The sequence below is a fragment of the Limosilactobacillus viscerum genome, assembly GCF_947387525.1.
Classification (GTDB): Bacteria; Bacillota; Bacilli; order Lactobacillales; family Lactobacillaceae; genus Limosilactobacillus; species Limosilactobacillus viscerum.
In genome coordinates, this window is record NZ_CANDNW010000006.1 from 1 (window position 1) to 24853 (window position 24853).

A 24853-nucleotide genomic window follows, 5' to 3' on the forward strand; every position below is an offset into this window, starting at 1 on the left:
CTACAGACAAGGCCAAGGGTGCCTTGAAGACTGAAGCTGATGCCAATGGTTACGAATCCTTCGTGATCCCTGATGGCGTTGGTGGCCGTTACTCCGTCCTCTGCCCAGTTGGTCTCCTGCCAATTGCCGCTTCTGGTGCCGACATTGATAAGCTGATGGAAGGGGCAGCCCAAGCTGAAAAGGACTACGTTAACCCTGACCTGACTAAGAACGAAGCTTACCAATACGCTGCCTACCGGAACGTCCTTTACCGGAAGGGCTACGAAACTGAATTGTTGGAAAACTATGAACCAAACATGCGGATGTTCGCCGAATGGTGGAAGCAACTGGCTGGTGAATCTGAAGGTAAGGACCAAAAGGGGATTTACCCATCAAGTGCTAACTTCACGACCGACCTCCACTCCCTTGGCCAATACATCCAAGAAGGCCGTCGCTTCCTGATGGAAACTGTTGTTAAGCTGGACAAGCCAAACCACGACGTTGAAATTCCTAGTGAAGATGACAACCTGGATGGTTTGAAGTACTTGGAAGGCAAGACGATGGACTTTGCCAACACCAAGGCCTATGAAGCCGTAGTCGCGGCCCACACGGCTGGTGGGGTACCGGTAATGACGGTTCACATTCCAGAAGAAAATGAATACACGCTCGGTTACTTGATCTACTTCTTTGAAGTAGCCATGGGGATTTCTGGTTACCTGAACGGGATCAACCCATTCAACCAACCAGGAGTTGAAGCTTACAAGACCAACATGTTTGGTCTGCTGGGCAAGCCAGGTTACGAAGAAGTGGGCAAGAAGCTCCGTGCTGAAATGGAAAAGAACGAATAAACCAAGGAGGAACATAATATGTTACTAGGAAGTATTGAAGCTGGTGGGACCAAGTTCGTTTGTGCCGTTGGTAACATCAACTACCAAATCAAAGATTCTATTCACATCCCAACTACCACCCCAGAAGAAACGTTACAAAAGTGTATTGACTGGTTTGACCAATACAAGGACCAACTTTCTGCAATTGGGATTGCTTCATTCGGTCCAATTGAAATTCGGAAGAGTTCACCAAAGTATGGTTACATTACCAACACACCAAAGAAGGGGTGGGCTGATACCGACTTTGTTGGCCCATTCAAGAAGCACTTCAACATTCCAATCGCCTGGACGACTGATGTTAACGGTTCTGCTTATGGTGAATACGTTCTGTCAACATTGTTCAACAAGCGGATTAATTCCCTGGTTTACTACACCATCGGTACTGGTTGTGGTGCGGGAGCCGTTATTGACGGTAAATTCGTTGGCGAATTAGGGCACCCCGAAATGGGTCACATTCGCTTGAAGCGCCACCCAGATGACTTAGACTTTAAGGGTATTTGCCCTTACCACGGCGACTGCCTTGAAGGCCTGGTTAGTGGACCAACCTTTGAAGCACGGACTGGTAAGAAAGGTAAGGATGTTCCGTTGACTGATCATGTTTGGGACATCATGGCCTACTATGTTGCCCAAGCTGCTTTGGACACTACGCTGATGTTCCGTCCCGGCCAAATCATCTTTGGTGGTGGGGTTGTCAGCGAAGAATTCCTGAAGAAGGTTCGTCGCGAATTCAAGAAGCTGCTCAATAATTACGTTGATGTTGGCGATGTTGATGAATACATTAGTATGCCATTAGCTAAACACAATGGCTCTGCTACCATCGGTGACTTTGCCTTGGCATTGAAGGCTGCCACCGAATAATTCACAGGTTAATTTGAGGAAGGACATAAGAGAATAAAGAAAATGGCAGATTGTAAAATTTAAGTTGAACATTTAAGTGGACAGAAAAACCCATCAAGGTCTTTAATGGTGTTACCTCAACATTCCATTAGAAAGAAGGACCTTAATGGGCACCACTATTTTATCATTCCAGAACCGTGTTGTCATTGAAACGCTTCATAATGAAGGACGTTCCTTGCGATACATCGCTAATTACTTAGGCTTTAGTAAAACCACAGTCTTTAACGAACTTCACCGGCTCAACGGTGAGTATCAAGCTGAACTAGCGCAAACTGACTTTGAACGCAAGGTTAGTCAACGGGGGCGGAAGTCTTCGCTCACTAAAAACCTTAAACACTTGATCGAGGAAAAGATTCAAGTCCAGAAGTGGTCCCCTGAACAAGTTGCCCATGTAGTTGGGATTGCCTACAAGACGGTCTATAACTGGATTGATCAAGGCTGGCTTGATGTACAGCTACCCGATTTGCCTGATCATGGAATTCGTCGTCATCGTGCTAAAGAAAAGCGTGGTACGTTCAGTCACGGCCGCTCCATTGAGGAGCGGCCTCATAAAGTCGAAACTCGCCAAGAATTCGGCCACTTTGAAGCTGATACCGTACTTTCTGGCAAACGTAAAGGTCAAGCTGTGGCCACTTTTGTGGAGCGTAAGAGTCGCCTGACAATTATTAAACGGCTCCATGGTCGCGACAGTCAGTCTATGACTCAAGCCGTACTTGAACTAGCTAGTCAACTTCAAGACAAACTCAAGACGCTGACCGTAGATCATGGTAAAGAGTTCGCTAACTACCAGGCAATTGAGCAGCGAACTGGTACTCCGGTTTATTTTGCCCATGCTTATTCACCACATGAACGCGGCAGTAATGAGAACCGTAACCGAGTTTTACGACGCTTTATTCCCAAAGGCCAAGCTATTGAAGAGTTAAGCGATCACAAGCTAGTTCAAATTAATTGGTATCTGAATTCACGGCCACTTAAATGTCTTAATTGGCATACACCAATCGAGATCTTCCTGCTTAATCTACGTCATTAAATTCGTTCAAGTTATTTCTTGCAATCTGCCAAATAAATTTATCCGGATTTTAAGTATCGTTGCAAGTGTAATTGCTGTTTGTATGTACGTTTCCTACATTCCACAAATTTCAAACAACTTGCATGGTGCTTATTGTGCACCGCTCCAACCGTTCGTGGCTGGTGTTAACTGTACCTTGTGGTCAATTTACGCTTTCTTTAAGAAGAATCGTGATTGAGCAGTTTTCACTGCTAACTTCCCGGGCATTTTCTTCGCCTTCATTACATTCTTTACGGCGTTGCACTAGGATAAAATGGGACTGTGCCAAAACGCGGTTCCTTTTTGGGTTGTAAGTTAATAAGGAGAGTATAAGAGATTATGAAAGAGACAAAATTTATCAGCATTTTGAGTAAGGTTGCGACGGTAATTGCGATCTGTATGTATGTTTCCTACATTCCACAGATTATTAATAACTTGCATGGTAATTATGGTGCACACTCCAGCCACTGGTTGCGGCACTTAACGGATTATTATGGTGCATCTATGCCTACTTCAAGCGCCAACGTGACTGGGCAGTGTTCTGGGCAAACTTCCCAGCAATTATCTTTGGTTTAATTACATTCTTAACCTCATTCCCATGGTAATTAATAAACAGTGTATAATTCTCTGGATTGTCAAAATCCAGAGAATTATTTTTTTAATAAGGAGGCGGATGCGGTGGCACACGCACGGTTACGCTCATTTACATTTATCTTGGTTGCTTTTATGTTGGGATGCAATGAATTTATGGTTGTCGGGGTCTTATCCGATATTGCGCGGAGCTACCACGCTTCCTTGTCTACGGTGGGCTTTTTGGTAACTGCCTTTGCATTGGTTTACGCAATTAGCACACCAATAATTACCATGCTTACTAGTAACTGGAACCGCTATAAGCTATTAATGTCGTTAATGGTTGTGTTCCTAATTGGTAATACCCTTACCGCAATGGCACCATCACTAACCTGGCTATTAATTGCCCGGGTAATAACTGCCTTTGTTGCGGGAACTATTATTTCCCTGGTTAACCTCCTTGTCAGCATTATTACCCCGCTAGATAAGCGGCCAATGGTAATGGCGTGGGTCGGTGCTGGATTTAGTATTGCCTCGGTTATCGGGGTTCCACTTGGCACGACGATTGCCACACTCTTGAGTTGGCATGACAGCTTTTGGATCATTTCAGGCTTAACGGTAATTATATTTATCCTCCTTGCCTGGTTAACACCGCGGGAAACGCCGCAAGTTAAGGGACGGGTAAGTGAACAGCTGACATTGCTGAAGAACCGTCAAGTTATCCTTGGAATTGGAATCGTGGTGGCTGTTTTGAGCCTCCAGTACACCTTTTATACTTACGTTCGGCCACTAATTACGACGGTGATGGGCTTTAGCCTGACGAGCCTTAACTGGTTACTTTTGTTACTGGGACTAATGAGTATTATCGGTAATGAAGTCTCGGGACTCGTGGCTGGCCACAATGGTGTTCGGCACTTGCCAGTATTATTCTTGCTGATGACGGTTCTCAGTCTGCTACTGGGCCCTGCATTGAAAAATCAGGTGACGGGGATGGCCGTTCTTGCCCTCTTATGTATTGTTGTTGTGGCTTATGGTACAACAACTCAACTTGTTTTTATTGCAATTGCCGAGAAGGATTACCCGCAGTCATTGGCGTTGGCTACTTCCCTGCCGTCAATTTTTGCTAATGTTGGAATTTCACTGGGTTCCTTTACTGCATCGACAACCGTCCGTTTTATGGACCTCACCACGGTGGGGTACGTCGGTGCTGTTTATGGGATATTAGCAATTATTTTTGCATTGCTTTTGCGAAAACATGCGGGTGAATTAAAGCTGCGGTAGGCAATGCTATAATTAAGGAAAATCGTTTTAGGGGGAACAACATGAATATCGTTTGGACATGGGACATTATTCGGCGCATTATCGAAGTACTCTGGCTGATTAACATCGGCTTTGCAATTTGGACCGTTTTCCGGACCCGGCGCGACATTGCGTCAACCTGGGCTTGGTTGCTGGTGCTTTCCGTTTTCCCAGTGGTCGGCTTTATCTTGTACCTCTTTGTTGGCCGGAAGCTTTCTAATGATGACATCTTTAGCATCCGTGCCGAACAGTGGGCCTTTCGAAAGAAGATCCTTGACCGGCAGGAAGAATTATTAGAAAAACACAAGCTGTTGCTTCAGCATGGCAAGTTGGCGCGGGCACGTCAATTAGTTAGTCTGTCGGCCAGCCTGGATGATGCACCGGTGACGTTTAATAACCGGGTGAAGGTTTTTATTGATGGTGAACAGCTCTTTTCTAAAATGATTGCTGATTTTGACCAGGCACAGGACCATATTTATGTTGAGTTTTATACCTTCTATTCGGATGAACTTGGCAAGAAAATTTTAGCAGCGCTTGAACGGGCGGCACAACGGGGAGTCAAAGTGAAGGTACTTTACGACCTCAGTGGTTCCCGGGGAACAACTTACAAGTTCTTTGCCCACTTAGAAGAGCTTGGTGGCGAGGCGCAACCATTTAATTCCAAAGCTAATAAGCGGGTTACCACACCACGGCTGAATTACCACCTCCACCGGAAGATTGTGGTTATCGATGGAAAAATTGGCTATATTGGTGGCTTTAATGTCGGTGATCAATATGTCGGCAAGATGCCTAAGTTTGGCTACTGGCGGGATACCCACCTACGGATTGTTGGTCAGGCCGCGATTGCGCTGACTGGCCGGTTTGCAATGGATTGGAATACCACCTGCCGGAAGACGGATAAGGAACGAATCGATATTGAAAAACTACTAACTGACTTTACGATTGAACGGCCGACGGATCCGGATAAGGACGTCACAATGCAGATTGTTTCTTCTGGACCAGATAGCGATAACTTTGCAATCCGGCGGGGGTATGAATCGATCATTTCGACTGCCCGGAAGTATGTTTACATCCAGACACCGTACTTGATTCCGGGAGAACCAATTTTGGAGTCATTGGTAATTGCCGCCCGGAGTGGGATTGATGTTCGGGTGATGGTCCCATGTATGCCGGACCACCCGTTTGTCTACCGGGCAACGGAATACTATGCTAAGTACTTAGTGAATAATGGTGTGAAAGTTTATAAGTATAATAACGGCTTTATTCATGCCAAGACGGTTGTTAGTGGTCAAAACTTGGCATCGGTTGGTTCCGCTAACCAGGACTTTCGGAGTTACCGCCTTAACTGGGAAGCCAATGCCTTTTGCTACAATGAAGAGTTGACAGCACAGCTAAAACAGATCTTTGAAGACGATATTAAGGACAGCACGTTGCTGACGTCAGAATACTTTGCTAACCAGTCTAAATGGCGGAAGTTTAAACAGTACTTCTCTCGTCTGCTATCACCGGTCTTATAATTTACATTTTCCTCCACGATTAATATGAATATTCAACAAAGGAGCTGTGCCACAACCCGGTTAGGGCCTGCGACACGAAGTTAGCCTATTTGGTATGGCTAGCATAGGAGGATCGTTAGCACGGAACGGGCTAGCGATTGTCCGTAGCTAGACACTAGGGCCCTGGGTTGGGTCACGCGATATCTCTGTAATATTCGGAGCTAAAACAAGGGTCTATGACAAAACCGAGTTTTGTCATAGACCCTTTGTTGTTCATAAGTATTCACAATCTCTAATATTATTCATTTTAATTGCATAAATATGTAGACTTATTGAATGAAAAAGACTATACTATTCCATAAATAATGACGGAAATGAATGGAGGACCAATTATGGATAGTTCAATTTTGAGTAAAGCGTACCAAAAGCCAGCATCAAATATCTTAGCCGATGTTTGTGCATTAGCCGCTAAGATGGATGATGTGATTGACTTGTCAGTGGGGGATCCTAATTTCACTACTCCCCAACCAATTATTGAGGCAGCCTTTGCGAAGACCAAGCAGGGGATGACCCACTACACTGCTGCCGAGGGCTTACCCGAACTCCGTCAAGCTATCTGTAATTTCTACCAGGAAAAGTATCAGCTTAATTATGACCAGTCACAGGTGCTGGTAACGGTGGGGGCAGAACACGCACTGTTTGTCGCCCTTGAAGCAATCCTCGACCCAGGTGACGAAGTAATTATTCCGGAACCATGTTTTTCACCATACATTGACCAAGTTAAGATTGCCAACGGGACGCCAGTGATTGTTGACGGTAAGCCGGAAGATGGTTTTAAGATTGATGCCGCTGAAATTGCAAAGAAGGTTACCCCGAAGACAAAGGCAATCATTATTAACACGCCAAACAACCCGTCTGGCAATGTGATGACAGCTGAAGAAGCTAAGGCGTTGGCCGACCTGGCAATCAAGGACGACCTACTGATCTTTAGTGATGAAATTTACTCCGATTATGTAATGGCAGATAAGAAGTTTACGCCAATTGCTAAGTTTGCACCCGACAACGTGGTAATCGTTAGTGGGATGTCAAAGAGCTTTGCAATGACGGGCTGGCGGATCGGCTACCTAATCGGCCCTGACTGGTTAATTACCGCTGCTAATACCGTTAATGATTCGGTTACCTTTACTGCGCCAACGATGTCGCAGGAGGCTGCATTATACGGCCTGCAACACCACGATGAGTTAGTTGCTCCGATTGTCGGTGCATTCCAGAAGCGGTTAAATTACCTGCAACAGGAATTGCCGAAAATTGACTGGCTCGATGTCAGCCCGGTTGAGGGAAGTATTTATGTTTTCGCCGATATTCGTGCAACTGGCCTTGGTTCCGTTGATTTTGCCGACCAGCTGCTTAAGAAGGCCGGGATTCTGGTTGTACCTGGCCTGGCCTTTGGTAAATGTGGTGAGGGCTTTGTTCGGATTGCGGCAACCCAGCCACTCGACAAGCTCCAAGAAGCAGTTGAAAAAATGAAGAAGCTTACCTGGTAAGGAGGGCACTTAGGGAATGAAAATTTTAATGTATGCGGTCCTTGAACCGGAAAAAAAGTATATCAAGGAATGGTCAGAAAAAACGGGAGTCGAAGTAAAGTGCGTTGACGAACGTCTAAACAAGGAAACGGTCGAATGGGCCAAGGGCTTTGATGGTATTGACTTTCAACAGACCCAACCGTTGGACCCTGAAGTATATCAAAAGCTTCACGAATACGGAATCAAGCAATTAACCGCCCGGATGGTTGGGTATGACATGATTGACTTTGACCTGGCTAAGAAGTACGACCTAATTGTTACTAACGTTCCTGCATATTCGCCACGGGCAATTGCTGAAATGGGCCTAACACAGGCGCTCCGTCTTGTTCGTAAGCTTGGCTATTATGACCAGCGGATGGATAATTTAGACTTTCGGTGGGCTGGCCTGGAAAGCACTGAAATTTATAACTTAACCGTTGGGATTATTGGTGCCGGCCATATTGGTGGTGCAAGCGCCCAATTATATTCTGCATTAGGCGCCAAGGTTATTGCGACGGACCCAATTCACCGGGTGGAATTGAATCCTTACCTTGAATATACTGACCAGGATACTTTACTGAAGACGGCAGATATTGTGACTGTCCACACGCCGCTTGATAAGACGACTGAAAATCTCTTTAACAGTGACACCTTCAAGAAGATGAAGCCAACTGCTTACCTGATTAATATGGCCCGTGGTGGCATTGTTAATGCTAATGATTTGATTGATGCACTGAAGAACAAGGAGATTGCTGGTGCAGCCTTGGATACATTAGCTGATGAGGGTCAATTTTTTGAAAAGCAGGCCACTCCGGATGAAATTCCTGAAGACTACAAGACATTGCGGGCAATGCCAAACGTCTTAATTTCGCCCCACAGTGCCTTCTATACTGATACGGCAATGAAGAATATGGTTGCCATGGGGCTTGATGACGTGGTTGCCATCGTCAATGGCAAGCGGCCACAATTTGAAGTATTTAATTAAATCCTGTGAGAATAAAATCCCCGCTAGCGTTCGTTACTTGACGGACGTCAGCGGGGATTTTTGTTTTTATATAGTGGACTTCCACCACAACTTGTTAGCTGAATTTTTCGTGGCTAAAGTGTGTTAATAACTAGCAAGGAATGTTAATAGCCTGGCCAAAGTGTGTTAATAACATTTAAAATTTTCCTTTTGCGCTTACAGCTTCAACAACCATGCAAGATGTAACCTGTTAATCAATTCCCATCTTTTCGACGTAAGTCTTTTCTTCGGCACTGACTCGTTCGCGTTCCTTCTGGTTATACCATGGTGAAATTGTGAAGGCTAAAATGTCATTAATCACGTAGATGGAACTATTAACTGCCATCGCGAGTGTAGCAGAACCTTGCCGGTAAGAGACAAACCAGAGAACTAACTGGGCAATTCCCGAGGCTAGCCACCAGAAGTACTGGTTGTTAAACCGCAGGAAACAGATAACTCCGGCCGTCAGACTAATTGAAAAACTGATTGCATCAATCCATGGACGGGGGTCGTCAGTGAGGTGGCCGATCAGGTAACCAGAGGCGAGGTAGACTAGTCCAGTGGCAATAATAGCGACAAACCAACTACGCACGGTAAAATGGCGGATTTTTGAAGCCATATTAATGTTCCAGTTTGCCGAAAGAAGGACGGGGATGTCCAACGTCAGCATGTAGGCAACTTGTTCACCAATGCTAAGGTAATTTTTGGCGTTAAACCCAACAATGATAAAGCAAATGGCCGATAAGATCCCGAGTACCCCGTTAACTGACTTAGCCGCATTAATAGCTAGAACGCAGAGCACCCCCAGGGTTGTTCCAATAAAAGTAATGACCGTCAGCCAGGTAATCGGCGTACTAGCCAGGGTCATAATCTGGCAGCCAAGGCTGAAGAAAAATAAGTAGTAGTTTTGCTGTGGCCAGCCTTTTAGCTGGTGGGCAAGAAATTTAAAATAACTCGTTAACATAATTGAACCCCTAGATATAGAATTTAGTGGTCCATAGCGCTACGGACACAACATATGGTATTTTAATGGCCTGTTTTACCGATTGCAAGCACAAAATATTGTGGCTGATCATTTGATTAGCTGGACAATGAGCTAACTTTTCGGAAGTGGTAGCGCTTAAGTTACCGTGAAATTTTTATTTTGCGGTTAGGTCGATTTTGATAATGGTGACCTGGTAGGAGGCTTGGGGGGCCTGCACCGTGACGGTTTTACCAGCTGGTTGATGAATAATTGCTTGTCCTAGTGGCGAATCAAAGGAAACTTTCTGCTTAGCCAGGTCGGCCTCCTGTTTGCCAACAATCTGGTAGGTAGTGACATCGTCATCATCTTCAAAACGGAGGGTAACGGTGGTGCCCAGGTCAACTTCATTGGCAGAGCTAGGATCAACGATTTGTGAATACTGGAGCTGCTTGTTGAGGAACCGTAGGCGGCTTTCAAGGTGACGAAGTTCGCGTTTGGCTGTGCTATACTCGGTGTTTTCGGATAGGTCACCGAGGGCCCGTGCCGCCTTTAATTGCTCAATCTTTGCTGGCCGTGCCGCCTGTAGTTGAGCGATTTCATCTTCAATTTCCTGGTAGCCGCTCATAGTCATTTTTTGAAAATAGACATGTTTCATTGCTTCTTGCAGTTTCTTCTTTTGCATCTGAAATAACCCCCATTTATTCTTTGCTCCCCAATTATGATATGATAGATAGGAAAATTCAATTTATACGGAGGAGTATTCGAGTATGAACGAACAAGAAGGACATATCAAAGAGTTCCTTGCTTCGTCCACGTACAATCAGCTATCTGCTAACCAGCAAAAGCACGCTCAAGATATCTTGAACCGTTTTAGTCAGCACATGATGGATGAACAGCACCTGGCCGACACCGCGTGGACGCCCCAAGCGGTGAAGGAGGTTATGGTTGGTGACTTTATTGCTGATCCAGCGCTGACGAACCAGTTTGGGATCGCAGTAGCCCCAGTATTAAAGGCCTACTTAACTTTCTTAAAGGTTGATAACTTGAAAGAGTTAACCGCCGCAATCGACGACCAGCGGGCAAACATGAATAGTTGCCGGAAGGTTCACAAAACATGGGCTGAACTGAAGGGTGGTCAACCGGCCCCTAAGCTAGCTACTAAGAAAGTAAGCAAGAAGTCTGCTAAGAAAGAATCCAGTGATGACAACAAGAAAGTTAAGCCATTATCAAAGGATGAGCTGGCGAAGTTTAGTGACGACTGTGTCAAAGCAGTGACCGTTGAACCAGAATTTCAGAACCAAGAACTTGACGGGGCGGGACAACAATACATAATTGCCCAGTTTATTAAGTTAATGGCCCAGGAGTGTAATGAATATCCAGGAAGCTGGGAGTTCCATGACTTACAACGAGTCTTAGGGATGATGATGCCACTTGACCCGGACATTACACCAAAGCAAATCAAGAACATTGTGCCAACTGCTCAGGCGTTATTTGACTACTTGAAGCGGACCAAGCAGATTGAAATGGAGCAGTACCGGACAGCATTGAAGGCAATTGCTAAGATGCAGCCTTCTCAGGATATGCTTGCTAGTTTGAGCCGGAAGGACCGGGAAACTCAGTTGATGCTTTCCTTTATCCGGAGCAACGGGATTGATACCGATGACATTAAAAATGCTGAGAAGTGGATGGATGACCACCGCCAAGAAGTAGCCGGCTTTATGCGGACCCTTCTCAATCCATGGAGCGAATACGAACGCGAACAGATGGCTAAGCAGCAACAAGCTCAGCGGCAAAGCCAACAAGCTGGGAGTATCAAACACCGGGCACCAAAGGGAATTAAGTTTAGCAAGAAAGCACGACGGAAGAAGCGTCGTAAAAAGTAGGAAGGAAGATTGCTGATGAGTGTTGAAATTCCGCAAAGTATGGACGATGTCGTAATGCAGGTTGCACAACGCAAGCTACATGGTGAAGATGTTACAGAAGATGAAGTCATCAAAAATGCGGTGCGCGACATTCTGCAAGCTTTATTCGACGAAGCTCTAGAAGGTCACTATGATGATGTTAAGTGGTCCGGGGACGACTTAGAGGTAACTGACTTCATGGGGAAGTCAGTTGGTAAAGTTAGTCCGGTTGGTGCAAGCTTTGTTGATGACTTTCGTAAAAATGCTGATGAACTGACCCTCCGCTTGGAAGATGAAACAACCAAGTTAGTTGGTGGCCGTTAGTAGGTAACAAAGAGGAGACTAGAAAGAAACTTTTGCTTCTTCCTAGCCTCCTCTTTAGTCTAAGGGGATGGTCATCCTAATAAATTTTGGCAGATGGTAGATGACCACCATTATTTCAACATATGTTCACGTGTGCGTTTACATATGTTAAAATAAATGCTGAATATTACTAACTTAGGAAGTGGATAAGTTGAAGATTAAAGCTACCATTGCTAAAGGGAAGGAGAACCAATCAAGGTTGAAGAAGTTATTCTAGATGACCCCAAGCCTAATGAAGTTTTAATTAGGACCGTTGCTACTGGAATCTGTCATACCGATGTTGCTGGTCGTGATATGGGAATGACGCCATACCCGGTTGCGCTGGGACATGAAGGAGCAGGAATTGTAGAAAAGGTTGGCAGCACCGTTCAATCAGTAAAGCCGGGCGACCATGTTGTAGTTTCCTTTGGTTATTGCGGGCATTGCAAGAATTGCCTATCTGGACACCCTGCAAAATGTGTTCATTTAAATGAGCTTTGCTTTGGTGGAACTAACTATGATGGAACGCATCGTATTCATACACTTGACGGCCAAGATATCAGTACTTTCTTCGGCCAATCTTCACTAGCAACCCATATCGTGGCCGATGAACATAACGTGATTAAGGTTGACCCCGAAGTTGATTTGAAGTATCTCGGGTCAATGGGATGCGGCTTTCAAACCGGTGCTGGGACGATTCTTAATGATGTTAAGCCAGAATTTGCAAGTAGTATTGTGATTACCGGTGCCGGTGGTGTTGGATTAGCTGCCGTAATGGCTGCTAACTTATATAACCCGGAGCACCTAATAGTAATTGACCGTCATGATGATAAGTTGGCGATTGCAAAGGAACTAGGTGCAACCGACGTTATTAATACTGCAAAAGTAACTGACGTTGAGAAAGCAATTCGTGAAATTGTTCCTGAAGGTTTAAACTATGCAGTTGATTCTATTGGTTATGGTCCGTTGATTACGGAACTCCTTCACTCGTTAGGAACTGATGGGAAACTCTACTTAATTGGTATCGCCGGTAAGCTTGATTTAACCGGGATGGATATTATGGGTGAGTCAAAGCAGATTATTGGATTAATTGAAGGTGATGCCATTCCACAACTCTTTATTCCAAAGTTAATCCAATACTTTAAGACCGGCAAATTTCCTGTTGATAAACTGATGAAGTTTTACTCGTTTAACGAAATTAATCAGGCTTTTGATGATTTTACAGGCGGGAAAGTTATTAAACCAGTAATTGTTTTTTGAATAAAGTAACCAGCATAATACATGAATAGCCCGCTAGCATCCATCATCAAGTGATGAACACTAGCGGGCTATCTCTGTATCGGGAACAGTTTTGAATCGAAAACCGCTCCTGTGCTCCTATAATTTACAACTTCTTCTTAACTTCGTATGGCTTTGATTCCTTGCGTTCAGCAGGGAGAGCATCCTTGGCATAGAAGATTGCATATTCTTCATCGTCGGGACCCTTGGCAATCACTAAATCATCACTACGACGTTCCCGCTTGAAGATTTGCCCCTTACGGACAGCTTCATTGTAGTCGTGGATGTTGGCAACTGAGTCACCAGGGTTGAAAAAGATTCGTGTTTCCATATCTATCACTTCCTTAAGCACGGCTGGGGAGAGTTGCTTTAGCTTCGGCGAGTACGTGTCCCTTAGCTGCGTGAAGAAATTCATTCAGCCAGTAACCATCATCAAGGGGCAGTGTCGTATTAAGCGCATATACCGTCAACGTGTAGTCGTGGTTCTTGTCCGGTGGCTGCGGGCCAACATAACCTTGGATGATCCGGTCGTCACCATTGACCAAAGGGCCAGCATTGCTGTTCTTGCCCTGGACAAATTGACCATTTGCATTCCGGCTTGCACCTGCCGGGATTTCAGTCATCGTTGCTGGAATGTTAGCTGCTAACCAATGGATCCACGTAAAACCACAGACGGGTGTTGAGTCAAAGTCAATAAAGACAAGGGCATATGACTTGGTTCCCGCCGGAGCATCAGAAATTTTAATGGGGAATGACTTAATCGGGTGGTCAGCAAGCATCTCATTAGCTGGAGCATACTTACCATACTCGTCCGGTAATAAGTCATTGACCAGTGGAACAGAAATTTGCATTAGCAATTCCTCCTTATGCCAATAATTATACCCGATATCAGTCGAGATATAAACGACGGAGGTCAGTAATGTCACCCTTTGAAAGGCCGAGGTAGTCAGTGAGGTAGTTTTCAGGGCTGCCGGCAAGCTGGTCTACCACCTTGATCGCGTTTTCCAAGTATTCACGGTAAGCAGCAATCATGTAGCCACGATTTTTAACCACGGCGTCAAGGTTTCCCAGATTTTTAGTGGTATTACGCAGTTGCTTCAACCATTGATCGCGGAACTTTGCGGTTACTTCGTTGGTCAGCAGGTAGTCTTTAAAAATTGTTTCACGTGGAACACCTAATGCCGTCATGATCAAGAAGGCGCCGAAGCTAGTCCGGTCTTTGCCAGCAGTACAGTGGAAGAGGGTTGCGCCGGATTCGTTAGTCAAGAGAAGGTGGAACATTTGCTGGTAGGCATGCTTAGCACTAGGGATTTTAGCCATCTGGCCATATTCCATTTTCATGTGTTCAAACCCATTGCCAACTTCTTGCATCTTCTTAGCGATTTCCTCGTCACTCCGCGAAGCATTAGTTACGTCAATGTCAAAAACAGGAAGATTGTAATAGTCAGCTGTTGGCGGCACCTGGTCGGGATTAGCAGCAACTTCTGGCTTAGAGCGGAAGTCGATATCAACCGTGACGGGGACGTTGCTTAACAGCTGTTCATCATTATTATCGAGCCTTCCCAGTCCACCTGACCGGATCAAACGACCCCACTTAATCGTTTGCCCCGTGGTGGTTTCGTAGCCACCAAGTTCCCGGAAGTTATAACCGTTTTTAATTGCTAGTAGTCGTTGATGTGTCATGTTAAATCCTCCTTAATTTATCACTGAGGGCCTGTGCCAGCTGCCGAGCGGCTGTTCTGGCGCCTTGCTGGTCGGGGTGGAGCCCATCCGTATAGCTGGTGCACCAGCCAGTTGTGTCAATTACTTCCACCCGGTGAATATTCGCCACTTTGGCAATTTCTTCCCGGTAGGTTTGACTAAATGGGACCAGGAGGAGCACCTGACTCTTTGGAAAGGTGGTAGTTACCTGGTTGATGAATTCATTATAGGCGGGGAAAAACTCAGCCGTGGTGAACCGACGATCATTAACACCGAGGTTAACCACAACTAATTGGGGGTGGTTAGCTTGCCATTCTGTCGTTGCATCGATGTGGTTGAGAAACTTAGCAGCCACGGGTACACCACCAGTACCTGGCCGCAGGACGCCCGCTGCCGAATAAGCAATACGGACGCCATCAATTCCCAGCCGGTCGCATGCGAGGCCAACATAGTTGCTTTCTGGGCGGTAATCAAGGGCAGCCTGTTTGCCATAAACCCAGCAGCCAGCGGTGATCGAATCCCCAATAAAGTCCACAAGTGGGCGTGGCGGTGCCGGCAAAAGCTGACCTGCAGTAGTATCAATGCCAGCTAGTGCAAAGCCCTGATTTCCAGACCAAACCTGGTCCATGTCCGTATTTCCGGCCGTTGTAATTTCAACCAGGTGCCTACTAGTATTTGTGAACGTAATTTTACAGCTGCCATTAGAAGCAGCAAAACGGTGCCATTCTCCGCTATCAACCCGCCAAGCATACATTTGACTTGGAAAACCGGGTTGCCCATTGTTAAGCACCCTGATTATGAGCTGCTGGCTTTGCTCGCATTCAAAACGAATGCTGCTGCCAAGATTAGTAGTGTATAGTACCGGCTTATCTTTAATTGTTTTGATTACCCACCGACCAGTTCGCTGGGCTAACGGCAGTAGCTGCCGTGGTGAATAATGCACCATGTTTCCGCCTCCACTTCATAAGCTTAATTTTACCATCGTTTGCTTAGCCCGTGGGTGACTATCTAGCTAATTTTAGTAAGCGCTTTCTGATTTGCTAAAAATAAAATGTAAGCGCTTGTTGACAAATGGGGTAAATCATATTAAATTATATTTAGTAAAAGTTTACTAAGAGATTTTATTTGAGTGATGGAGGTTATCTCGATGGATAAACAACAATTTCTTGATGAATATAAAGCGGTCTTCAAAGAAAACGGCAAGGATGTCTTCTTCTCTCCTGGTCGGATTAATGTAATTGGTGAACACACAGACTACAATGGGGGCCACGTTTTCCCATGTGCCATTAGTATTGGTACTTATGGTGTTTACGGCCCGCGTGAAGATAGCACGGTGGCCATTTATTCTGCTAACTCCGCTAAGGAAGAAAACAGTAAGATCATCACTTTTGATATTAACGATGACCAACCACAGACTGCCAAAGACGAGAAGTGGGTTAACTACTTCAAGGGGATGCTTGTTTATCTGAAGCAACGTGGCTACAAGATCGACCACGGGTTTAACTTCTACATCCACGGTTACCTGCCATACGGTTCCGGCCTGTCATCATCAGCTTCAATTGAAATGCTGATGGGGAACTTGCTGAAGGAAGAATTCAACCTCGACATTGACGAAGTTGAACTTGTTAAGTTGGGCCAGAAGACGGAAAACGACTTCGTGGGCTTAAACTCCGGAATTATGGACCAATTTGCCGTTGGAATGGGGAAGAAAGACAATGCCATCTTCCTTGACTGCAACACTTTGGAATACAAGTACCTGCCACTGGAACTCGGTGACTACGAAATCTTAATCATGAGCACGAACAAGACCCACTCACTGGCTGGTTCTAAGTACAACGAACGGGTTGAAGAATGTGGCGAAGCAGTTAAGCGCCTCAGCAAGAAGCTCAACATTAGTAAACTAGGTGAAATTGATTCCGAAACCTTTGACCAATACACTTACCTGATCAACGATGATACTTTGATCCGTCGTGCTCGTCACGCTGTTAGTGAAAACGAACGGACAAAGCGGGCTATCGATGCCATGGAAAAGGGTGACTTGGAAGAACTTGGTCGTCTGATCAATGCCTCCCATGTTTCACTGAAGTATGACTATGAAGTTACCGGTAAGGAATTAGATACCCTGGCTGAAAGTGCTTGGGAACAACCAGGCTGCCTTGGTGCCCGGATGGTCGGCGGTGGATTCGCCGGTAGTGCCATTGCCATCGTTAAGAAGTCAGCCGCTGAAGACTTCAAGAAGAACGTTGGTAAGATTTACCGTGAAAAGATTGGTTACGACGCCAGCTTCTATGATGCCGAAGTTGTTGACGGTCCACACAAGTTGTAATTAGTACTTTGCGAGGAGAATGAGAAAATGAAGTTAATTGAAGAATATGCAGACAAGGTAATTGCTAGTGGTGCCTACGATCCACTGGACCGGGTTTACGTCATGAACAAGATTCGGGGCTTTGTTGGCGATGAAGATGTTGAAGCTACTGACGACCAACCGTTAGTTGCCCAATTAGTTGACCTGGCCGTTCAACGCGGTAAGATTGAGGACGGTCAAACTGCCCGGGAAATCTTGAATGACCAACTCTACGACTTAATGACACCACGGCCATCGGTTGTTAACCACCTGTTCTGGGAAAAGTACCAACAATCTCCAGAAACTGCTACTGACTGGTTCTACAACTTGTGTACCAGCAACGACTATGTCAAAGTTGCGGCAATCAAGAAGAACGTGGTCTTTGACAAGCCAACTAAGTATGGTAACTTAGAGATTACCATTAACCTTTCCAAACCAGAAAAGGATCCAAAGGCGATTGCAGCGGCAGCCCATGACACGAAGAAGAAGTACCCTCAATGTGCGCTCTGCATGGAAAATGAAGGATACAAGGGTCGCCTGGGCCAAGCTGCTCGTAGCAACCACCGGATTATCCGGATGACGATTGGTGGGAAACAATGGGGCTTCCAGTACTCGCCATATGCATACTTCAACGAACACTGCATTTTCTTGTACGGCAAGCACGAACCAATGAAGATCAACCGGCAAACGCTGATTAATCTGGTTGAAATTGAAAACCAGCTGCCAGCATACTTTGTCGGCAGTAATGCGGACCTGCCAATTGTTGGGGGTTCGATGCTGGCACACGAACACTACCAAGGTGGTCGCCATACCTTCCCAATGATGAAAGCAACGATCAAGAAGCCACTACAATTTGCTGACTTCCCAGCTGTTGAAGCCGGGGTTGTTAACTGGCCAATGAGTGATATCCGGCTGACGAGTGCCGACACTACCCAGTTGATTGACCTTGGTACCCATATCATTAATGTTTGGGACCACTACAGTGACGAAAGCTTGGACATCAAGGCCTTTGACGGTGACACTCGCCACCACACCGTAACGCCAATCATGTACCGTGACGGCGAGAAGTACGTATTAGACCTTGTTCTCCGGGACAACAACACGAGTGACAAGTACCCACTAGGGATCTTCCACCCACACGAAAAGTTATGGCACATCAAGAAGGAAAACATTGGCCTGATTGAAGTTATGGGCCGGGCAATTTTACCAGCACGGCTGAAGGACGAATTGAACGAAGTCAAGAAGTTCTGGCTCGGTGCTGATAACCAGATTGCTGACAGCCACCTGCCATGGGCAAAGGAAGTCCAAGCACGGGTTGACATTACAAAGGACAATGTTGATGAAGTAATGGAACAAGAACTGGCTAATATCTTTGCTAACGTTCTTAAAAACGCTGGTGTCTTCAAGGATGATGAAGCAGGACAAGCTGGCTGGGACCGGTTCTTAAAGGAACTGTAATCGTAATTAATTGAAAGGAGTATTGTGAGGATGGCAGTAACGTTACGAGACATTGCAAATAAAGCAGGGGTATCAATCGCAACCGTATCGCGAATCCTCAACAATGACACGACCCTTTCGGTTAATGAAAAGACCCGCCAACGGGTAATTGAGACCGCCGAACAGTTTAATTACACCAAGCATAAGCGCCCGCAAAACAACCGGGTCCAAAAAATTGCGGTTGTTCAGTGGTACTCGCTAACCCAGGAGCTTGATGACCTGTACTACATGGCTATTCGGATGGAAATTGAACGTTCTGCCCAGCAACGGGGATTACAGACGGTGCCGATCTACCAGAACAATATGGAGGATATTCCCCAGGATGTGACGGGAATTATTGCCATTGGGAAGTTTAGCAACTCCCAGGTAGAGAAGTTCCGCTTGGTAACTAAGAACATTGTATTTGTTGACTATGATAGTTTGGCTGCTGGGTATGATTGCCTGGTACCGGACTTTGAAAATGCGGTTTGTTCCGTGATCAGTGAATTCCTGGATGAAGGGATTCAAGATATCGGAATGCTTGCGGGAACGGAAAAAACAACGGATAACGAAATTGTGCCAGACTTGCGGCGGTTCTACTTTGAGAGCGACCTCCGTCAACGGAACTTGTATCATCCAGAGTATATTTTTGCCGGCGACTACACCTCGATGTCGGGGTATCAAGCGATGAAACAAGCAATTGAACGGTTAGGTGACCGCTTGCCACACGGGATCTTTATTGCAAATGACCCAATGGCAGTGGGTGCGCTTAAGGCCGTCCAGGAAGCCAAAATTGCGATTCCGCAACGGCTGGCGCTGATTAGTTTTAATGACACGGCACTGGTCAAGTACGTTTACCCAAGCATGACGTCGGTTCACGTTGCCACGGATGAAATGGCTCACGCGGCGGTTGATATGATGGTTAAGCGTCTGCAAAACCCAGATGCGGATGCCTGCAAGACGGTTGTCGGGACACATTTGATCAAGCGGCAAACAACTAAATAGTCAATGGGAAGTGAGATAGTGCGCTTCCTCGTAATGACCAAAGCCCGCTAACGTTCGTCAATGAGCGTTAGCGGGCTTTTATTATTTCTCGGTATCCTTAAACCGCTGATAATAATTAATATCGGTATCCTTAGACAGTAAAACCTGGGGATCAAAGCTACTGCTGTCTTGAAATTTTTGCGTATATGTTCGCCGAAATTCTGAAGGGGTTAACTGGAACTTTCGCTTGAACTGCTTCATAAAGTGCTTGTCGTCGTTGAAATAGGCATCGCTTGCGATTTGTTTAATGGGAAAATTAGTTTTTAATAATAACTCCTGGGCCCGTTCCATCTTAAGGTTATTAATAAATTGGATAATCGTTTGGCCGGTTGCCTGTTTGAAAATTCGCTCAAGATAGTTGGGGTTAAATTCAAAATGGGTAGCGATCTGGCTGACAGTAAGTGAACTACTGAGGTTGGAAAGAATCCACCCCTTAATATTTTCCATCTGGTCGCTACTGTCGGTGTGTGAAGACTCAATAAAGTCATGGGCAAGCTCAATTAAAAGGCTTGTCAGTAAATAGTCGACCGCGATATGTGGGTAGTGCTTATTGATCGCGACGTCGAGAACCTGGTTAGCCAGCACAAATGATTTCTTAATGCCGGGAAGAGGAAACTGAACTGGGAGGGGGACTAAGCCGTCACGGCTTGCTTGCCCTTCACGGTATTCCGCTTGCTTAACCCCGCGTGGATTTGGGAAAAAGTGAAACCAATAGTATTGGGTGTGTTGCGGTGATTTTTGAAAGCCCACCACAATGGCATGTGCAGGAACAAGTAGTACCTCATTAGCAGAAACCGTAAATCGTTGGTGGTTGACCTGTAAAAAGAGCTGCCCAGAAACAAGGATAATTATTTCCCAGGCTTCGTTTTGGTAGATCCGTTTATGGCGCCAATTCTCACCAGCGGTAAAGAATCCTTGGTTAGCGGCGACAACTGGTTGGTTAACATCAAAATAAGTCACCTGCATGTTAATCCCTCCTTATATACCTTAATAGTAAGAAATCCACACTAAATGTTCAATACAAAGTGAAAAATGAACACCTATCATACTAGATTGACCATTTTTGGGAACACATGAGAGCGGTTACAATTTAACTGTTGAATGGTTGAGACTAATTGATAGGAGTGAGAGTTAATGGATGAGAAAAAGACAAAGTATCCATTTGGATCAACCAAGGCCAAGGTTGGCCCCTTAGAAAAACTAAGCTACGCCAACCTTGATTTTTCAGGGCAACTGCTAGCGACGGTGGTTAATAGTTACCTAATGTACTTCTTTACTGATATTGCCGCTGTTTCGGCAGCAGCAACTGGGATTATTTTACTGATCGCGCGGGGTGTTGATGCGGTCGGTGCACCAGTTTGGGGGAACATTAATTGATATGACTCACTCAAAGTTTGGTAAAGCCCGTCCATACTTTTTATGGTTAGCATTTCCATATGCTGCTAGTGCAATTTTACTTTTCTGGGCACCAAGCTTGAGTCCGTCCGCAAAGGCGATTTACTGTGGTGTTGTTTACATGATTTACGGGGTCCTATACCTGGGGATTAACGCACCAATCACCACTATTTTGCCATTAATTACTTCATCACCAGCCCAACGGGTAAAACTGAATTCATGGCGGATGGTTGGTTCACAGCTTGGGGTATTCATTGTTAACTCCTTGACACTGCCACTGGTCGCCTTCTTTGGTAGCGGTAATGATGTTAAGGGATTCCGGATTTTCATCGTTATCTTTGCTATCCTGAACGTTTGTGGGACCTTGTTCTCATTCGGCCATATTCGTGAACGGGTTGTTGTGCCAAACAGTCAACGGGTTACGCTGAAGGACAGTATTCACGCAATGAACAAGAACTGGCCATGGTTCTTAATTGTAGGCGGTAACTTCCTCTTTTGGATTGCCCAACAAGGCCGTCAGCAATCACTCGTTTACTACTTTACCTACTACTTCCACAACAAGGGATTAGTTACCTTTTTTAACTCAATTGCCATTATTCAAGTTATTGGGATTATTTCGATTCCACTACTTAATAAGTACATGTCCAAGAGTCACATTTGGGCACTTGGCTTGGCCGGCGCCGTTATTGGTCAGTTTATTATTATGTTTGCTCACCTTAACGTGGTGGGGGCAGTCATCGGCTGGATCATTGCTAATATTGGTTCCGGAATTGCCTGCTCAATGCCATTTGCCATGCTTGGTTCAGCCGTTGATTATGGTGAATGGAAGAACGGTGTCAACGCTGCCGGACTATTGACAACGGTTGGTTCTGCCTTCTGTATGTCAATGGGGATGGGCCTGGCCGGTGCCATGAACGGTGGTATTATGTCCGCCTTTGGTTACGTTGCCAACCATGCACAGACTGCACATGCATTGATGGGAATTAACATTTCATTCAACTGGGTAACTATCTTAATGTATGCTTTGGCAATCATTCCAGCATTGTTCTACCAAAAGTACGAAAACATGGAAAAGGACATTACGGCTGAATTATCAAAGACACGTGAATAACGAAAAAAGGGATCATGACAATCGTCACATCCCTTTGTTAATTAAAACGTGAATATAAGATGAAAATTGTATCAACAATAATGATGAGTGCGAGAAAGAACAGTAAGTTTCCTCGTTTGGGTTTATTATCCATCGGGCATCAACCTCCATTAGTTTTCTATCCTCATCATAACAATGAAAACGGTTTAGGAGAAGCAAAGGTGGTAAAAGTGCACCTTTTCTGCTGAATCGGTGAATTAAAGGAGCGAGTAAAGATGACCAAATTTTCTGTTAGCACTTCGTCGACCCAGATCGATTTTGAAGTGCTGGATAGTGGCAAGGTAGCCTTGTCACGAATTGGCAGTAATGACCTGTCTAACGCTAGTGAGAAGGACAAGGAACAGATGGTGTTGACCGAGGTGCAGGTGACCGGTGAAAATATCCACCATAAGGGAGTGGGATTTGTCAGTACGGAACCGGGTAGCAGTTTGCACTATTTGTCGCACCGCGTAGTTGAAAATGACAATGGAAAGACGCTTGAAGTTACTCAAGAAAACGGAGCATTAAAAGTAATCAACTACTACCAACTCTTTGATAATACTCCAGTTATTCGGAGTTGGGTGACCCTGGAAAATGCCGGCGAGGGTGACCTGGGAATAGAGTATGTTTCCTCCTTTGCACTTACTGGAATTAACCAGGCGGGGGACTTAACTGGAAATTACGCGGAAGACAATGTATTTTACGTTGCAAATAATGATTGGACCGCGGAGGCACAGTGGAAAGCTAATACCCTTAAAGATGCCGGCTTGGACTACTGGGTTGATGGTGAAAAGGGCCAGGCTTCTTCGAAACGGATTAGTATCACTAATAATTCATCCTGGTCGTGTTCGGAATATTCTCCTAACGGTATCCTGGTTAACAAGCGGACCGGTCAAGCAGCCATCTGGCAAATTGAAAATAATGGTGCCTGGCACTATGAATTAACCGATATTGGTGCCGGTAACCTATTGGCAATTCGTCTTTCCGGCCCCGAAGAGTATGATAACCACTGGTGGAAAAACCTAAAAGCAGGAGAAAGCTTTACTACTATCCCGGTAGTGTTCGGTCAACTAAATGGCGACTTTGAAGCGGCACTTGATGCAATGACTACTTATCGCCGGGCAATTCGCCGGCCCAATAAGGATAACCAACAGCTACCAGTAATCTTTAATGACTACATGAACGGTCTATCCGGTGATCCAACGACGGCCAAGGAGAAACCACTAATTGATGCCGCTGCTGCAGCGGGTTGTGAATACTATGTTGTTGATTGCGGCTGGTACGCCCCTGGTTATTGGTGGGACAGTGTTGGCGAGTGGCAACCATCCACGGAACGTTTTCCTAACGGGATTACCGAGGTGATTGATTATATCCGCAGTAAAGGGATGGTACCCGGATTATGGCTTGAAATCGAAGTAATGGGGATCAAGTGCCCACTAGCTGATCAATTACCTGATGATTGGTTCTTTACCCGGCATGGTAAACGGGTAATTGATTCTGACCGGTACCACCTTGATTTCACCAATCCAGCGGTTCGCAAGTATGCAGATGAAGTAGTTGACCGGCTGGTTAAGCAATATGGTGTTGGCTATATTAAGATGGACTATAACATCACTACCGGTATTGGGACCGACCATGATGCGGATAGCTATGGTGACGGATTACTGAAGCACAACCGGGCATACCTTAAGTGGCTGGACCAAGTATTTCAGCGTTACCCGGACCTAGTGATTGAAAATTGCGGGAGCGGTGGTATGCGCCATGATTATGCGATGCTGCAACGGCATAGTATTCAGTCGATGAGTGACCAAACCGACTATCTCCGCAATGGTAATATTGCCGCAGTTGGTGGTTCAGTGGTAGCACCTGAACAATGCGCAATCTGGTCTTACCCATTGAAAGACGGGGATGATGAAGAAGTAATCTTCAACATGGTAAATGCGATGCTGGTACGGATCCACCAGAGCGGCCTATTGAATGAAGTTACGGGGCACCGGTTGGCACTGGTCAAGGAAGGGATCGCTAGCTATAAGCAATACCGTGACAAGATACCAACAATGCTGCCAATTTGGCCAACAGGTCTTAGCGCACTTGATGATTCCTGGTTTAGTTATGGACTTAAAGATGAGAATACAATCTACCTCGCAATCTGGCGTGGCAAAGGGGGTGATACAACTACCACAATTAATTTGGAAAAGTATGGCCAAGTTAATGCTGTTGAACAAATCTTCCCTAAAGCAGACAATCTGACAACCTATACAATAACTAATAACCATCTGACGGTCGAATTTCCTCGTGAAAAAGTAGCCCGTCTATATAAGATCAACCTAAATTAATTTATGAAAAAGCACCCAGAGAAGTTCTTATTTTTCTGGGTGTTTTTTTGAAAGCGGATACCTGTTATTTTTAAATAGTGAATAATCAAAAAAGCCAAAAATATTTTTTAAAATTTTGCAGATAAAAACACGGACATTCATTGAAGAACCTGTCCTAACGATAAGACGCTATAATTACTGAAATATCAGTAAATCATGTACA

Annotated in this window: 23 protein-coding genes and 2 pseudogenes; 18 read left to right on the forward strand and 7 right to left on the reverse strand. The window is 45.3% G+C overall.

What is annotated here, in order from left to right; translation table 11 throughout:
- The 9 genes and pseudogenes from QOS07_RS02890 to QOS07_RS02930 form a co-directional block, all read left to right on the forward strand.
- Positions 1-827, forward strand: an 827-nt coding sequence (locus QOS07_RS02890; RefSeq protein WP_283587507.1) for a glucose-6-phosphate isomerase, incomplete at its 5' end; no start/stop codon positions are given.
- Positions 828-845: 18 nt separating this feature from the next.
- Positions 846-1724 carry a fructokinase ScrK gene (scrK, locus tag QOS07_RS02895; RefSeq protein ID WP_283587508.1) on the forward strand — a complete coding sequence of 293 codons (879 nt, stop codon included), beginning with the start codon at positions 846-848 and terminating at the stop codon, positions 1722-1724.
- Between the two features lie 145 nt (positions 1725-1869).
- Positions 1870-2793, forward strand: a complete 924-nt coding sequence (locus tag QOS07_RS02900) for an IS30 family transposase (RefSeq protein ID WP_229396593.1) — start codon at positions 1870-1872, stop codon at positions 2791-2793.
- An 82-nt stretch (positions 2794-2875) separates the two neighbouring features.
- Positions 2876-3079, forward strand: a pseudogene (locus QOS07_RS02905) (hypothetical protein).
- Between the two features lie 71 nt (positions 3080-3150).
- Positions 3151-3416 (forward strand): annotated as a pseudogene (locus QOS07_RS02910) (hypothetical protein).
- 73 nt (positions 3417-3489) lie between these two features.
- A complete protein-coding gene (locus tag QOS07_RS02915; protein WP_283587509.1) occupies positions 3490-4662 on the forward strand; it encodes an MFS transporter in 1173 nt (390 codons plus the stop codon).
- A 41-nt stretch (positions 4663-4703) separates the two neighbouring features.
- Positions 4704-6197, forward strand: coding sequence for a cardiolipin synthase (gene cls, locus QOS07_RS02920; protein WP_283587510.1), 1494 nt, complete (start codon positions 4704-4706; stop codon positions 6195-6197).
- Positions 6198-6568: 371 nt separating this feature from the next.
- A complete protein-coding gene (locus QOS07_RS02925; protein WP_283587511.1) occupies positions 6569-7720 on the forward strand; it encodes an aminotransferase class I/II-fold pyridoxal phosphate-dependent enzyme in 1152 nt (383 codons plus the stop codon).
- 16 nt (positions 7721-7736) lie between these two features.
- On the forward strand, positions 7737-8723 hold the full coding sequence (locus tag QOS07_RS02930) for a D-2-hydroxyacid dehydrogenase (protein ID WP_283587512.1): 987 nt from the start codon (positions 7737-7739) through the stop codon (positions 8721-8723).
- Between the two features lie 229 nt (positions 8724-8952).
- On the opposite strand, the gene pnuC is transcribed toward QOS07_RS02930, so the two are convergent.
- Both pnuC and greA read right to left on the reverse strand, forming a co-directional pair.
- Entirely contained in the window at positions 8953-9705 is a 753-nt protein-coding gene (pnuC, locus tag QOS07_RS02935; RefSeq protein ID WP_283587513.1) for a nicotinamide riboside transporter PnuC, read from the reverse strand.
- A gap of 175 nt (positions 9706-9880) precedes the next feature.
- Entirely contained in the window at positions 9881-10387 is a 507-nt protein-coding gene (greA, locus tag QOS07_RS02940) for a transcription elongation factor GreA (protein ID WP_283587514.1), read from the reverse strand.
- A gap of 85 nt (positions 10388-10472) precedes the next feature.
- Here greA and QOS07_RS02945 point away from each other — a divergent pair, with 85 nt between their 5' ends.
- The 3 genes from QOS07_RS02945 to QOS07_RS02955 all read left to right on the forward strand — a co-directional run bounded on the left by QOS07_RS02945 (position 10473) and on the right by QOS07_RS02955 (position 13208).
- Positions 10473-11588, forward strand: coding sequence for a hypothetical protein (locus tag QOS07_RS02945; protein ID WP_283587515.1), 1116 nt, complete (start codon positions 10473-10475; stop codon positions 11586-11588).
- A 15-nt stretch (positions 11589-11603) separates the two neighbouring features.
- On the forward strand, positions 11604-11930 hold the full coding sequence (locus QOS07_RS02950; protein ID WP_283587516.1) for a hypothetical protein: 327 nt from the start codon (positions 11604-11606) through the stop codon (positions 11928-11930).
- A gap of 249 nt (positions 11931-12179) precedes the next feature.
- Positions 12180-13208: an NAD(P)-dependent alcohol dehydrogenase gene (locus tag QOS07_RS02955; RefSeq protein WP_326521325.1), complete on the forward strand. Its 1029-nt coding sequence runs from the start codon at positions 12180-12182 to the stop codon at positions 13206-13208.
- A gap of 124 nt (positions 13209-13332) precedes the next feature.
- Here QOS07_RS02955 and QOS07_RS02960 read toward each other — a convergent pair whose 3' ends face one another.
- Genes QOS07_RS02960 through QOS07_RS02975 form a run of 4 tightly spaced genes read right to left on the reverse strand, consistent with a single transcriptional unit; the run spans position 13333 to position 15873 of the window.
- Positions 13333-13557: a hypothetical protein gene (locus QOS07_RS02960; protein WP_283587517.1), complete on the reverse strand. Its 225-nt coding sequence runs from the start codon at positions 13555-13557 to the stop codon at positions 13333-13335.
- 13 nt (positions 13558-13570) lie between these two features.
- Positions 13571-14077: a YbhB/YbcL family Raf kinase inhibitor-like protein gene (locus QOS07_RS02965; RefSeq protein ID WP_283587518.1), complete on the reverse strand. Its 507-nt coding sequence runs from the start codon at positions 14075-14077 to the stop codon at positions 13571-13573.
- Between the two features lie 37 nt (positions 14078-14114).
- Positions 14115-14909 (reverse strand): tyrosine-protein phosphatase, encoded by a 795-nt coding sequence (locus QOS07_RS02970; RefSeq protein WP_283587519.1) that lies wholly within the window; start codon positions 14907-14909, stop codon positions 14115-14117.
- A gap of 1 nt (position 14910) precedes the next feature.
- Positions 14911-15873, reverse strand: coding sequence for an SGNH/GDSL hydrolase family protein (locus tag QOS07_RS02975; RefSeq protein WP_283587520.1), 963 nt, complete (start codon positions 15871-15873; stop codon positions 14911-14913).
- Positions 15874-16074: 201 nt separating this feature from the next.
- On the opposite strand from QOS07_RS02975, the gene QOS07_RS02980 reads away from it, so the two are divergent.
- The 3 genes from QOS07_RS02980 to QOS07_RS02990 are packed head-to-tail and all read left to right on the forward strand — an operon-like array spanning position 16075 to position 19752.
- Positions 16075-17253: a galactokinase gene (locus QOS07_RS02980; RefSeq protein WP_283587521.1), complete on the forward strand. Its 1179-nt coding sequence runs from the start codon at positions 16075-16077 to the stop codon at positions 17251-17253.
- A gap of 27 nt (positions 17254-17280) precedes the next feature.
- Positions 17281-18729: a UDP-glucose--hexose-1-phosphate uridylyltransferase gene (locus QOS07_RS02985; RefSeq protein ID WP_283587522.1), complete on the forward strand. Its 1449-nt coding sequence runs from the start codon at positions 17281-17283 to the stop codon at positions 18727-18729.
- Between the two features lie 30 nt (positions 18730-18759).
- Entirely contained in the window at positions 18760-19752 is a 993-nt protein-coding gene (locus QOS07_RS02990) for a LacI family DNA-binding transcriptional regulator (protein ID WP_283587523.1), read from the forward strand.
- 81 nt (positions 19753-19833) lie between these two features.
- Here QOS07_RS02990 and QOS07_RS02995 read toward each other — a convergent pair whose 3' ends face one another.
- Positions 19834-20757 (reverse strand): helix-turn-helix domain-containing protein, encoded by a 924-nt coding sequence (locus QOS07_RS02995; RefSeq protein WP_283587524.1) that lies wholly within the window; start codon positions 20755-20757, stop codon positions 19834-19836.
- A gap of 168 nt (positions 20758-20925) precedes the next feature.
- On the opposite strand from QOS07_RS02995, the gene QOS07_RS09570 reads away from it, so the two are divergent.
- From QOS07_RS09570 to QOS07_RS03005, 3 genes are all read left to right on the forward strand, one after another.
- Positions 20926-21168 carry an MFS transporter gene (locus QOS07_RS09570; protein WP_326521321.1) on the forward strand — a complete coding sequence of 81 codons (243 nt, stop codon included), beginning with the start codon at positions 20926-20928 and terminating at the stop codon, positions 21166-21168.
- Position 21169: 1 nt separating this feature from the next.
- Complete coding sequence (locus QOS07_RS03000; protein WP_326521322.1) at positions 21170-22297, forward strand: MFS transporter; 1128 nt, start codon at positions 21170-21172, stop codon at positions 22295-22297.
- Positions 22298-22551: 254 nt separating this feature from the next.
- Positions 22552-24651: a glycoside hydrolase family 36 protein gene (locus QOS07_RS03005; RefSeq protein WP_283587525.1), complete on the forward strand. Its 2100-nt coding sequence runs from the start codon at positions 22552-22554 to the stop codon at positions 24649-24651.
- Positions 24652-24853 lie beyond the last annotated feature (202 nt).

Coding starts and splice junctions, on each gene's coding strand:
- scrK (WP_283587508.1), top strand. CDS start 846: ATGTTACTAGGAAGTATTGAAGCTGGTGGGACCAAGTTCGTTTGTGCC.
- QOS07_RS02900 (WP_229396593.1), top strand. CDS start 1,870: ATGGGCACCACTATTTTATCATTCCAGAACCGTGTTGTCATTGAAACG.
- cls (WP_283587510.1), top strand. CDS start 4,704: ATGAATATCGTTTGGACATGGGACATTATTCGGCGCATTATCGAAGTA.
- QOS07_RS02925 (WP_283587511.1), top strand. CDS start 6,569: ATGGATAGTTCAATTTTGAGTAAAGCGTACCAAAAGCCAGCATCAAAT.
- QOS07_RS02930 (WP_283587512.1), top strand. CDS start 7,737: ATGAAAATTTTAATGTATGCGGTCCTTGAACCGGAAAAAAAGTATATC.
- pnuC (WP_283587513.1), bottom strand. CDS start 9,705: ATGTTAACGAGTTATTTTAAATTTCTTGCCCACCAGCTAAAAGGCTGG.
- greA (WP_283587514.1), bottom strand. CDS start 10,387: ATGCAAAAGAAGAAACTGCAAGAAGCAATGAAACATGTCTATTTTCAA.
- QOS07_RS02945 (WP_283587515.1), top strand. CDS start 10,473: ATGAACGAACAAGAAGGACATATCAAAGAGTTCCTTGCTTCGTCCACG.
- QOS07_RS02950 (WP_283587516.1), top strand. CDS start 11,604: ATGAGTGTTGAAATTCCGCAAAGTATGGACGATGTCGTAATGCAGGTT.
- QOS07_RS02960 (WP_283587517.1), bottom strand. CDS start 13,557: ATGGAAACACGAATCTTTTTCAACCCTGGTGACTCAGTTGCCAACATC.
- QOS07_RS02965 (WP_283587518.1), bottom strand. CDS start 14,077: ATGCAAATTTCTGTTCCACTGGTCAATGACTTATTACCGGACGAGTAT.
- QOS07_RS02970 (WP_283587519.1), bottom strand. CDS start 14,909: ATGACACATCAACGACTACTAGCAATTAAAAACGGTTATAACTTCCGG.
- QOS07_RS02975 (WP_283587520.1), bottom strand. CDS start 15,873: ATGGTGCATTATTCACCACGGCAGCTACTGCCGTTAGCCCAGCGAACT.
- QOS07_RS02980 (WP_283587521.1), top strand. CDS start 16,075: ATGGATAAACAACAATTTCTTGATGAATATAAAGCGGTCTTCAAAGAA.
- QOS07_RS02985 (WP_283587522.1), top strand. CDS start 17,281: ATGAAGTTAATTGAAGAATATGCAGACAAGGTAATTGCTAGTGGTGCC.
- QOS07_RS02990 (WP_283587523.1), top strand. CDS start 18,760: ATGGCAGTAACGTTACGAGACATTGCAAATAAAGCAGGGGTATCAATC.
- QOS07_RS02995 (WP_283587524.1), bottom strand. CDS start 20,757: ATGCAGGTGACTTATTTTGATGTTAACCAACCAGTTGTCGCCGCTAAC.
- QOS07_RS09570 (WP_326521321.1), top strand. CDS start 20,926: ATGGATGAGAAAAAGACAAAGTATCCATTTGGATCAACCAAGGCCAAG.
- QOS07_RS03000 (WP_326521322.1), top strand. CDS start 21,170: ATGACTCACTCAAAGTTTGGTAAAGCCCGTCCATACTTTTTATGGTTA.
- QOS07_RS03005 (WP_283587525.1), top strand. CDS start 22,552: ATGACCAAATTTTCTGTTAGCACTTCGTCGACCCAGATCGATTTTGAA.